We start from the raw sequence: 10,344 nt of genomic DNA, 5'->3' as shown, positions 1-10,344 counted from the left end.
CATCAGCATCGGCGCACCCCGTCGTCGGAGCAGGCCTCGGCGGCGGGCGCGCCCTCGAAACCCGCCGCCTCGACGCCACGGATCGTCTCGGTCGGCGGTCTGCGCGGCGAGCAGGCGGCACCAGTCGCGCCACGCCACGCGGCCGAGCAGGAACGCCCCGAGGGCGAGGCCGGCCGGCGGCGGTTCGGTGGGCGCGCGCTCGCGGTGGTCGCGCTCGTGGCCGGCCTCGTGGGCGGCCTCGTGGGCGGCGTGTGCGTCGCCTGGCTCGCTCCCGATGACTCGGGTTCCGCCGTCGTTGGATCCGGCATGGTGGTCGGCACGGATGCGCCGGCCGGGAGCGCGGGGTCGGTCGCCGACGCGGCGGCGCGAGCGCTGCCGTCCGTGGTCACGATCAAGGTGCGGGGGCAGCAGGGCAGTACGGGATCCGGAGTGATCGTCCGCCCGGACGGCTACATCCTCACCAACGCCCACGTCATCGCGCCGGCCGCGAACGGCGCGGGTGAGATCGTCGTCATCCGCTACCAGGACGTCACCGAGATCCCCGCGCAGCTCGTCGGCCAGGACCCGAAGACCGACCTGGCCGTGATCCGGATCAACGTGGACGGGCAGCTGCCAGCGGCGACACTCGGCCGGTCCAGCTCGCTGCGGGTGGGCACCCCGGTCATCGCCATCGGCGCTCCGCTCGACCTGCAGGGCAGCGTGTCCACCGGGATCGTCAGCGCTCTCGACCGGAGCCAGTCGGAGCCGACCGGAGGCGGGGGATCCTCGCAGCTGAGCGCGGCGATCCAGACCGACGCGGCGATCAACCCTGGAAGCTCGGGCGGTGCGCTGGTGGACGGCAACGGTCAGGTTGTCGGCATCAACACCGCCATCGCTTCGGTTCCCGGGGCGCCGGCCGGTGACGACGGTCAGACCGGCAGCATCGGCGTCGGCTTCGCCATTCCGATCGACTATGCGCGTTCCATCGCTGACGAGATCATCCAGACCGGCCACGCGACCCATCCCTACCTCGGGATATCGGCCGCCACCGTCACCCAGACGGACGCGGCGGCCACCGGGCGCGTGCCGGGGGCGCTGGTCCGCGAGCTCGACCCGAGCGGCCCGGCGGCGGCTGCCGGCCTGCGGGTCGGGGACGTCGTGACGAAGATCGACGACGTCGTGGTCTCTGGGGCGAACGAGCTGTTGGAGACGGCCAGGCGACACCACGTCGGCGACCGTGTCACCGTGCGGTATCAGCGCGCCGGGCGCGACGCCACCGCCCAGGTGACCCTGACCGAGCAGAAGAACTAGGCCCGACCGGGTCCGCCGCCGATCCAGGCGGCGTGCGGGACCTCGCGTGCCGTGGAAACGATTTCGCTCGGTAGGATTCCGCCGCCAGGCGGAGCTGACCCGGCGCGAAAACGACAGGACGCGGCGACGAAGGTGGTCCGATTGGTCGCTGGATACCTGCTTGTCACCTGAGAGTCCTACGCGCGCGAGTCCGGCGGAGGTACGCTCTGGCCGTGTTCAACGGGCTTGGATGGGGTGAAATCGCTGTCCTGCTCCTGATCGGACTGTTCGTGTTCGGTCCGGACAAGCTTCCCCGGGTCGCCAGGGACGCCGGCAGGATGCTGCGGCAACTGCGGCAGATGGCGAACGGAGTTCGTGATGATCTGCGCTCCGAGCTCGGTCCCGAGATCGCGGATCTCGACATCCGCGATCTGCACCCGAAGACGTTCGTCCGCAAGCACCTGCTCGAGGACGGGGACGAGGACCTGTTCCCGTCCTACCTGAACAAGCAGGGCAAGCTGGATCTCTTCGGTGACGAGCCCTCGGCTGGCCCGTCGCTGACCAAGGACCGGGTGCCCGGCGGCCCCGCAGCCTCCTCGGGAAGGCCCGCGAAGTCAGCGGAGGCCAAGGCCACCAACCGGGTCCACACCTCGGCGGACGCGGCCACCCCGTGGGACACCGACGCCACCTGATCCCCGCGTCGCTTTGCGGGCGCGCCGTTGTCTAGGCGTCCGTTGTCTAGGCGTCCGGGCCGTGGCTCCTGGGATGGCTCTCGGCACCGCAGGAGCCGTGTTCGGTCGCCGGGGCGGCCAGTCGGCCGAGCAGGGCGCCGAGAAGCTCCAGCTCCTCGGGGGAGTAGCGGGACAGGACGTGGCGGGCCACTCCACGCAGGTGGGTGCCGGAGGCCGTACGCAGCCGCGCAAGGCCGGCCGGCATGAGTACCGCGAGCGTCCCGCGCAGGTCGGACGGGCAGGATCTGCGCTCTACCAGGCCCTCGCGCACCAGCCGGTCGACGAGTCGCGTCAGCCCGCTGCGGGACAGCAGCACCGCGTCGGCGAGCTCGCTCATCCGCAGCGCGCCGTCCGGCGCCTCGGACAGCTGGACCAGCACGTCGTAGGAGGCGAGCGGCAGTTGGTGCGTCTCCTCGAGCTCGGCCTCGAGCACCCGGGTGACCTGCGCATGCGCGCGCAGCAGGCCCCGCCAGGCGCGCATCCCGCGCGCGTCGACCCGCTCGGCCGCCGGATCCGCTGAGCCGCATCCCGGCTCGGCCGCGCCGGCCGGAGCCAGCGGTGCCCTCCGCGGCTCGGTGGGCCTTGTCTGCTCGCTCGCGGCGTCCGGCCGAGCGGGGTCTGGCCGTGGGGAAGGCCCGTCTCCCTCAGGGGGCGCCGCTTGCAAACTCACTCGATCAGCGTACGTCGGTGACGGGACAGACGCCGTGGGCACCGGCGCCATCGACGGGGCGCGAGGCTGACGCGGTCGCCGGGTCCCGTCCCTGCGTACTCCATCCTCGGCCCCGTTCCGCCGGCGAGGGCGCGATGCCTGGCCGGACGGAATCGGCGAGGCGGCCCGCTTGCAGGCGGGAGCGGGGCATACGCGGGCCGGCGGCCCGAGTGGGGCCGCCTGGCCGCGACGCGGGCTATGGTGGAAGTCCGTACGTGTTCGCTGGACCGGCTGGCGGCACTCCCGCGCGTGTCACCACGCGCGGGGAGATGGCCGTCCCGGCTGGTCAGGCGGCCACGGCGCGGCCGGGCGGTCGCGATGCCGCCGAGAGGGGTACCGCTTCGCGGCGGGTGTGGCTCACCCCACGCCATGGCGTCTCTCACGCGTCGGCCGGGCGTCGTCCGACGCCGACCTCGTCGGACGCCGACGTTGTCCCATCCAGAGTCCAGTTCAGGTCCCCACACTGCCGGTACCTGCCGCTTCGCGGCGGTAGCCAGACGGCTGAGGTTTCGTTGCCAGCTCCCACTCCTACCTCTGACGCGGTCCAGGCGGCGCTCGCGACCGTCCTCGACCCCGAGATCGGCCGGCCGATCACCGAGCTCGACATGGTCGAGGCCATCCAGATCCGCGGCGACGGCTCGGTGGACGTGGTGGTCCTTCTCACGGTGTCGGGCTGCCCGATGCGTGAGGAGATCATCGCCAGGGTCGACCGCGCGGTTCGCACCATCGAGGGCGTCACCGACGTCCGCGTCGCGCTGTCCGTGATGGCGCCGGAGCAGCGGGCCGCCCTGCACGAGAAGCTGCGCGGCGGCGTGGCCCCGAAGGCGATCCCGTTCGCCCAGCCGGGCTCGCTCACCCGGGTCTACGGGGTGGCGAGCGGCAAGGGCGGCGTGGGCAAGTCGTCGGTCACCGTCAACATCGCCGCGGCGATGGCTCAGTCAGGCCTGAAGGTCGGTGTTCTCGATGCGGACATCTACGGGCATTCGGTGCCGCGGATGTTCGGCATCGATCGCGGGCCCACGCAGGTCGAAAAAATGATCATGCCGCCGCAGGCGTATGGCGTCCGCGTGATCTCCACGGGCATGTTCACTCGGGGGAACCAGCCGGTTACCTGGCGCGGGCCGATGCTGCACCGGGCGCTGGAGCAGTTTCTTTCCGACGTCTTCTGGGGCGACCTGGACGTGCTGCTCCTCGACCTGCCACCCGGCACCGGCGACATCGCGATCTCGCTGGCCCAGCTGGTGCCATCGTCCGAGCTGCTGATCGTCACCACCCCGCAGGTGGCCGCGACCGAGGTCGCCGAGCGGGCCGGCACGATCGCCGCTCAGACCAGGCAGAACGTGGTCGGCGTCGTGGAGAACATGGCCTACCTGAGCTGCCCGCACTGCGACGAGCGGATCGACCTGTTCGGTGCCGGTGGTGGCGCCGCCGTCGCCGAGCGGCTCACCAAGGTGCTCGGCCACGACGTGCCGCTGCTGGCGCAGATCCCGATCGACGTCCGGCTGCGTGAGGGCGGCGACGCCGGCATGCCGCTGGTCGTCGCGGATCCCGACTGCGAGGCCAGCAAGCAGCTGCGCACCGTCGCCGACCGGCTCAGCCACCGCTCCCGCGGCCTCGCCGGCCGCTCGCTCAACCTCTCGCCGGCCCGAGGCCTGGGCGCGCCCAAGCACGCGCACTGACCCGCGGGTCGAGCCACGACAGCGGGTGGGTTCCTCCGTGCCCTGGCACGGAGGAACCCACCCGCTGTCGGTTCCTTTCCGGAACATCGCCGGGGACCGGGGCGCTGCGGTGAGGGACAGGACGCGGAACACGTCCGCCGGATCTGGGGAGGTCGCGCTGGCCGGGATTGATCTGCACACCCACTCGACGGCGTCCGACGGGCTGCTCACGCCCACGGCGCTGATGGCCGTGGCGGCAGACGCCGGACTGTCGACGATCGCGCTCACCGACCACGACACCACGGCCGGGATGACGGCGGCGGAGGCCGCCCTGCGGCCCGGCATGACGCTGGTGCCCGGGGCCGAGATCTCGTGCGAGGTGCGAGTCGCCGAGGACCGTGTGATCAGCCTGCACGTGCTCGCCTACCTGTTCGACCCCGCCGAGCCCGAGTTCGCCGCGGCCCGCGCCCTCCTGCGCGACGACCGCGAGACGCGAGCCAGGCGGATGGTCGCCATGCTCGCCGCCGACGGCCACCCGGTGACCTGGGAGCGGGTCGATGAGCTGGCCGGCGGTACGGTCGGCCGGCCGCACATCGCCGCCGCCCTCTTGGAGGCCGGGGTGCTCTCCCATTTCGACGAGGCCTTCACCCCGAGCTGGATCGGCGGCCGCAACAGCCGGTACTGGGTCGGCAAGACCCAGCCAGACGTCGCCGAGGCGCTGCGGCTGATCCACCAGGCCGGCGGGGTGAGCGTGTTCGCCCATCCGTTCGCCGCCGCCAGGGGCCCGGTCGTCGGGCCGGAAGTGATCGAGGAGATGGCCCGGCTGGGTCTCGCCGGCGTCGAGGTCGACCACCCCGACCATCCGCCGGCCGCCCGTGCCCGGCTGCGCGCGCTGGCCGCCGACCTCGGCCTGCTCGTCACCGGCTCGAGCGACTTCCACGGCACCAGGGAAGGGCCGGGCCGCGGCATCGGCGCGAACGGCACCGCCCCGACCGTCCTCGCGGCCCTCGTCGACCGCGCCACCGGCGACATCCCCCGCACCAGCGCGGACATCCCACGGTTCTAACCGTCAGGCGGCGGGCGGGACCAGGAGGCGCAGCGCGCCGGGGCGAACGGCGATCTCGGCGGGCAGGTCGGCGACCGGGTCGCCGTCGGCATAGACCTGGAACGGCCGGTCGGCGTCCAGCGTCAGCCTGCTCGCCCGCCGCACGGTCACATGCTTCGTGTCGACGTGGCGTCCGGAGAAGACACGAGGGAACAGCGCTAGCAAGGTTAGCCGGCTGGTCCGGTGAATGAAGATCACTTCAAGCTGCCCGTCGGCGATGTCCGCGTCGGGGGCCATCCGCATGCCGCCGCCGTAGTACGGGGCATTCGCCGCGCCCACGGTCCAGCCGACGACCTCCCGTGGCTCACCGCCGTCGAGGCTGACGGTGAAGCGGGCCGGCCGCCACGGCAGCAGCGCCCGCAGGGTCGCGAAGGTGTAGACGTTCTGGCCGCGCAGGAACCTCGTCCGGTTCGCGATCACCTGGACATCCGAGTCGAAGCCGACACTCGCGATGCCGATGAACGGCGTGCCGTTCGCCTCCGGCAGGTCGACCCGGCGCTCCACGGCGCCCGCGACGGCCGCGGCGGCGGCCACGGGGTCGCGGGGGATCCCGAGGCCGCGGGCGAAGTCGTTGCCCCGCCCGCCGGGCAGCACGGCGAGCAGGCCCCCGGCCTTCGCGGTGGCCCCCGCGACCCGCCCGACCAGCCCGTCCCCGCCGAGCGCCACCGCTATCCGGCCCGAGCCGGCCGCCGCAGCGGCGAGCTCGTCCGCGTGCGCGATGTCACGGGTCCTCGCCACCTCGACGTCGGACGCCCAGCCGCGCAGCGCCGCCGTGACGTCGTCGAGCACCCGTCCGGCCCGTCCCCCGCCCGCGCTCGGGTTGACGATGACGCAGAGCCGGTCACGCGCGATCGGCACCGCCGCGAACTCTGCCGTAGCGAACTGTGCCGGCGCGGCGTCGCGTTCCGGGGTCGCCGGGGTCGCCGGGGCGTGGTGGGTGGTTTCGGTCATGGCGGCCGGTGCTCTCTCACTTGGGGGCGCGTCCGGGGTGAGCCTTCGGGCCCGCCGGGTGTGCAGAGCCTACGAGCGGACGCGGCGCGGCGGGAACCCCCTGGTGCGTCAGCCGCCGTCGCCGTTGCTCTGGCCCATACTCCCGGGCCCGGGCATCGGCGTGCTGAGCCGGTCGGTCGGCGCGCCGAAGAGCAGGCGGTCGGCGAGCGTCGAACGGTCGCGGAGATCCTCCAGGACCAGGTGCTCCATCAGCAGGAGCGCGGCGTCCGCGGGCCACAGCAGCAGCCACAGCCACACTCCGCCGGCCTCACCGACGAACGCCGCCCGGTCACGTGGGCATGCCACCGGCCACAGCGCGGTCGGGTGCCCCGCCGCCTCGACCTTCGCCTCAGGAAGGGTGTCCAGATGCCGCGGGTCGGGCCCGGGGAGCCCCGCCAGCCGGGCACCGAGACCCGTGCCGGGCGACTCGGCGACCAGCAGCATGTCCGCCGGCCCGCCGACCGGCGACGGGCCGGCCGTCGCCAGCGCCACCGCCCGGGCGCCGGCACGGTCGTCGCCGGCCCAGCCGATCCCGCCGACATACCAGTGGACCGGCATCGGCGACGGCACCCAGGCGGGCACCGTCGCCGTGTCAGCGAGTTGGCGCAGTGCGTGCTCCGGCGTGGCGGTTGCCTGGTGCCAGGGGGAGACGTCGCCGTGCTGTTCGCACCTCCACTGGTCGCTCCACAGGTCGGGCGGCCGTAGCCCACCTAGACATCGGGGACAGGTGGGTACGCTCGTCACCTGGCTCCTCCCGAACTCCTCTGCCACCTCACGGGCGGTCCACTCCAGCACGTCCTGGTGGACGTCTCACCTCGCGGATGACGCCAACCGCCGGATGCGTGTGGAAGCCGGCCGCCGGATATGGATCCGCGGACGAAGTGTGCCCAGCCCCGCGCTGGCAAACCCGAGGCGCGCGGCCATGTGGGGAGAAGCCGGGAGGACCGGCCCTGGAAGGTGCGAAGGTCAGGACTCGACCGGCACCGGGCGGCCGGGCTGCTCGCCGCCCCTGGCCTCGCCGTAGGACCGCTTGGGGACCATCACCTTGCGGCGGTAGATGCAGACCAGGACGCCGTCCTGGTTGTAGCCGCGGGTCTCCACGGTGACGACGCCGCGGTCGTCCTTGCTCTTGGACTCCACCTTGTCGAGCACTGTCGACTCTCCGTAGATGGTGTCGCCGTGGAACACCGGCTTGACATGCCGCAGCGACTCGACCTCGAGGTTGGCGATGGCCTTGCCGGACACGTCCGCCACCGACATACCCAGTAGCAGCGAGTAGACATAGTTGCCGACCACGACGTTGCGCTTGAACTGCGTGGTCTCCTCGGCGTAATGCGCGTCGATGTGCAATGGGTGGTGATTCATGGTGAGCAGGCAGAACAGGTGGTCGTCGTACTCGGTGATCGTCTTTCCCGGCCAGTGCCTGTAGACGGCACCGACCTCGAACTCCTCGTAGTAACGGCCGAACTGCATCGTGCCCTCCCATGACCTGGCGCACGGCGGAATGTCCCGCCCGGCGGGGGATCCTGGCTTCGGCGAAGCGCCGACCGCCTGGTTTCCCACGGAGCGTAGGCGTGGCCACCGGCGTCGCGCAGGCGGTCGCGAGCACGGTCACTACCGCCGGCCCGCGCTCCTTCCCACCGAGCCGGTGATCGGAAGATGGCGCACGTCCGTACCGCCGGCCGTCGGCGCCGCGAATGACGCGGCGGCCGGCCGCGAACCCGCCGAGACCTGCCCGAGACCCGCCGGATCGCCTTCCGGACCTACCAGATCACGACCTCCCAGCAGACCTCCCAGATCGGCTTCGCCGATCCGGCAGGGACCCCGGGCTTCGCCGATCCGGCAGGGACCCCGTCCGCAAGCTCCGCCGATCCTGCAGGAACCCCGGATCCGGCGGGGCCCCGAGGGCCCGAGGACAGAAGGGCCCGGGAAAGGCCCGGCCGAAAACCGGCGTCAGATACGAAGGCCCCGCCGGAGGGGATCGCGCAGGTCCATCTCCGCGGCGATCCAGCGCTCCCGCAGCGCCGCCGCGCCGTGGACACGCTTGTAGGCCGATTCGTTCGGCGTCATGGGGAAGACCGGCAGAAACCGCACCGGCGCGGGGATTTCCGTCGGATTGGCGAAGCCGGGGGCTCCTGTCGGGTCGTCGACCGGGGAAGTCTGCCCAGGGGTTGGCGACCCGACCGCGTCGGCGAGCCGCAGATCCGGCACCAGGCCGCCCGGCTCGCCGACCAGCACACCGTGGAATGGAGCCTCGTCCCACAGCGGCTCACCAAGGTCCAAGCCTGCGCCCGCGACCACCGGGACGCCCTCGATCGAGGGAATCGCGGCGAGCAGGGCCAGCTGGCGCGCGACGCTGTCACGCGGGACCCGAAGCGAGAGCACGAGCTCGGCTCGCGGGCCGCCGGGATCACGGACCGCCGCGCCGGGGTCACTCATCGGCTCCGCCGACATGCCCACCGTCGCATACCGGAAGAAGCCGTCGGGGCGCGGGCCAAACCGCAGCACGTCGATCGGCTCGGCGCCCAGAAAGGTGACCCCCGCACGGCCGCCGACCGGGCCAAACGCCGCCACGAGGTGCCGCTCGACCGCGGCGCGCACATCCACGGCCCCCGATCGTAGGGCGGTCCCGCGGCCGGACGCTCCGCGCCCCAGACCTCCCAGATCGCTTCGCGATCCGGCAGGGACCCCGGCCGGGCGCCGCCCTCGGGCGCTGAGCGCCCTCGCGGCCTGGCTCCGGGCACAGGCATGTATCTGTGGGCGGTCTGAATCTGGCTCAGTGACATGGCTGGGCTGGCGCTGCGCTGATGCGCTGTCACTAGGCGGGGTTGGGTTGAGCCGAAACGGTGACCGGGGCGTCGCTGGGGTGCGTGGCGTGGGCTGGGGTGCGGGCCGGGGCGGGTCCGTGGGGAGACTTGTGCAGGGGCGAGCGGTGGGGAGAACGCCGTGGGGCCGCGGGCGCGGGCGCCGTGATGTACTCGGGATCGTTCCCGGTGCGTATGCCCGCCGGCTCCGAGGAGAGTTTCTCGGCGGCGGGGATGTCCCGGAACCGGCGTTATCTGGAACGATCGAGGCGGCCGGCCGCGTTGGCCCGGGAGATGCTGGGCGAAGCTAGCTCGGCGAAGCAAGTCGGAGTACGGGAGGAACCATGGCTGGTGTGCTGAGCAAGGGGGCGAACGCACCGCTGCCGACGCCGGACGTGCGGGTGGAGGTTTCCTCGTCGACGCCGCTCGACATCGCGGCGCTGTTGCTGACGCCGGCGGGCAAGGTCCGTTCGGACGCCGACTTCGTCTTCTACAACCAGCCCAACGGCCCGGGCGTACGGCTGACGCCGCCCTCGTCGCTGGAGTTCTCGCTGACGGCTGTCCCGCCGGACATCGACAAGGTGGCCGTCACCGGAAGCCTCGACGGTTCGGGGCCCACGACGTTCGCGGCTGTCCGCGGGCTGACCGTCACCGTGCGAGACAGCCGGGGCGGCGCGGAGATCACCCGGTTCGCGCCGGAAGGCCTGGGCACCGAGACCGCGCTGATCATGATCGAGCTGTATCGGCGGGCCGGTGCCTGGAAGGTGCGAGCGGTCGGCCAGGGCTATGCCGCCGGCCTTGCCGGCATCGCCACCGACTTCGGCATCGCCGTCGACGACCCCGGCCCGGCGGCCGCCCAGCCGGCCCCCGCCTCGCGACCGGCGTCGTTCGACCGGCGGCCCGCGGCGGCGGGGCCGAACGCGGCCGGGCCGGCCGGTGGATGGCCGGCGCAGAACGAGGAGATGTTCGAGGCCCCGACCCAGCTGGTGCGCCCGGAGGCGGCCGCCGCGCCCGCCCCCCAGCCGCCGCAGGCCCCGCCGAGGCCGGGGGCAACGCCACCGCCCGGGCAGCCCTGGGG

The 10,344-nt window shown here is 72.9% G+C and carries 10 protein-coding genes; 5 read left to right on the top strand and 5 right to left on the bottom strand.

The features are described from left to right. Both BCD48_RS28025 and tatB read left to right on the top strand, forming a co-directional pair. The coding region (locus tag BCD48_RS28025; RefSeq protein WP_241842031.1) for a S1C family serine protease at nt 1–1,290 on the top strand (1,290 nt) is incomplete at its 5' end. Between the two features lie 212 nt (nt 1,291–1,502). Further along, a complete protein-coding gene (gene tatB / locus BCD48_RS28020; protein ID WP_071051397.1) occupies nt 1,503–1,961 on the top strand; it encodes a Sec-independent protein translocase protein TatB in 459 nt (152 codons plus the stop codon). 46 nt (nt 1,962–2,007) lie between these two features. Here tatB and BCD48_RS28015 read toward each other — a convergent pair whose 3' ends face one another. Continuing rightward, the gene (locus BCD48_RS28015) at nt 2,008–2,481 is read right to left on the bottom strand and encodes a MarR family winged helix-turn-helix transcriptional regulator (protein ID WP_083419303.1); all 474 of its coding nucleotides are present in this window, start codon (nt 2,479–2,481) and stop codon (nt 2,008–2,010) included. Nucleotides 2,482–3,221: 740 nt separating this feature from the next. Between BCD48_RS28015 and BCD48_RS28010 the strand changes: the two genes are divergently transcribed. Further along, nucleotides 3,222–4,388: an Mrp/NBP35 family ATP-binding protein gene (locus BCD48_RS28010; protein WP_071051396.1), complete on the top strand. Its 1,167-nt coding sequence runs from the start codon at nt 3,222–3,224 to the stop codon at nt 4,386–4,388. A gap of 109 nt (nt 4,389–4,497) precedes the next feature. Further along, complete coding sequence (locus tag BCD48_RS28005; protein WP_274536585.1) at nt 4,498–5,433, top strand: PHP domain-containing protein; 936 nt, start codon at nt 4,498–4,500, stop codon at nt 5,431–5,433. 3 nt (nt 5,434–5,436) lie between these two features. Here BCD48_RS28005 and BCD48_RS28000 read toward each other — a convergent pair whose 3' ends face one another. The 4 genes from BCD48_RS28000 to BCD48_RS27985 all read right to left on the bottom strand — a co-directional run bounded on the left by BCD48_RS28000 (nt 5,437) and on the right by BCD48_RS27985 (nt 9,069). Then, on the bottom strand, nt 5,437–6,423 hold the full coding sequence (locus BCD48_RS28000; RefSeq protein WP_071051395.1) for a diacylglycerol/lipid kinase family protein: 987 nt from the start codon (nt 6,421–6,423) through the stop codon (nt 5,437–5,439). Between the two features lie 108 nt (nt 6,424–6,531). After that, entirely contained in the window at nt 6,532–7,206 is a 675-nt protein-coding gene (locus BCD48_RS27995; RefSeq protein ID WP_071051398.1) for a DUF6758 family protein, read from the bottom strand. A gap of 222 nt (nt 7,207–7,428) precedes the next feature. After that, nucleotides 7,429–7,935 (bottom strand): MaoC family dehydratase, encoded by a 507-nt coding sequence (locus BCD48_RS27990; RefSeq protein WP_071051394.1) that lies wholly within the window; start codon nt 7,933–7,935, stop codon nt 7,429–7,431. A 480-nt stretch (nt 7,936–8,415) separates the two neighbouring features. After that, a complete protein-coding gene (locus BCD48_RS27985; protein ID WP_071051393.1) occupies nt 8,416–9,069 on the bottom strand; it encodes a suppressor of fused domain protein in 654 nt (217 codons plus the stop codon). A gap of 541 nt (nt 9,070–9,610) precedes the next feature. Between BCD48_RS27985 and BCD48_RS27980 the strand changes: the two genes are divergently transcribed. Then, a partial coding sequence (locus tag BCD48_RS27980; protein WP_241842030.1) for a TerD family protein occupies nt 9,611–10,344 on the top strand: 734 nt, incomplete at its 3' end.

The organism is Pseudofrankia coriaricola (assembly GCF_001854805.1).
GTDB lineage: Bacteria > Actinomycetota > Actinomycetes > Frankiales > Frankiaceae > Pseudofrankia.
This window is presented reverse-complemented; position numbering and strand designations above follow the sequence as displayed.

Excerpts from the sequence above, each read along its gene's own strand:
- BCD48_RS28015 (WP_083419303.1), bottom strand. The coding sequence starts at position 2,481 with ATGCGCGCCTGGCGGGGCCTGCTGCGCGCGCATGCGCAGGTCACCCGG.
- BCD48_RS28000 (WP_071051395.1), bottom strand. The coding sequence starts at position 6,423 with ATGACCGAAACCACCCACCACGCCCCGGCGACCCCGGCGACCCCGGAA.
- BCD48_RS27990 (WP_071051394.1), bottom strand. The coding sequence starts at position 7,935 with ATGCAGTTCGGCCGTTACTACGAGGAGTTCGAGGTCGGTGCCGTCTAC.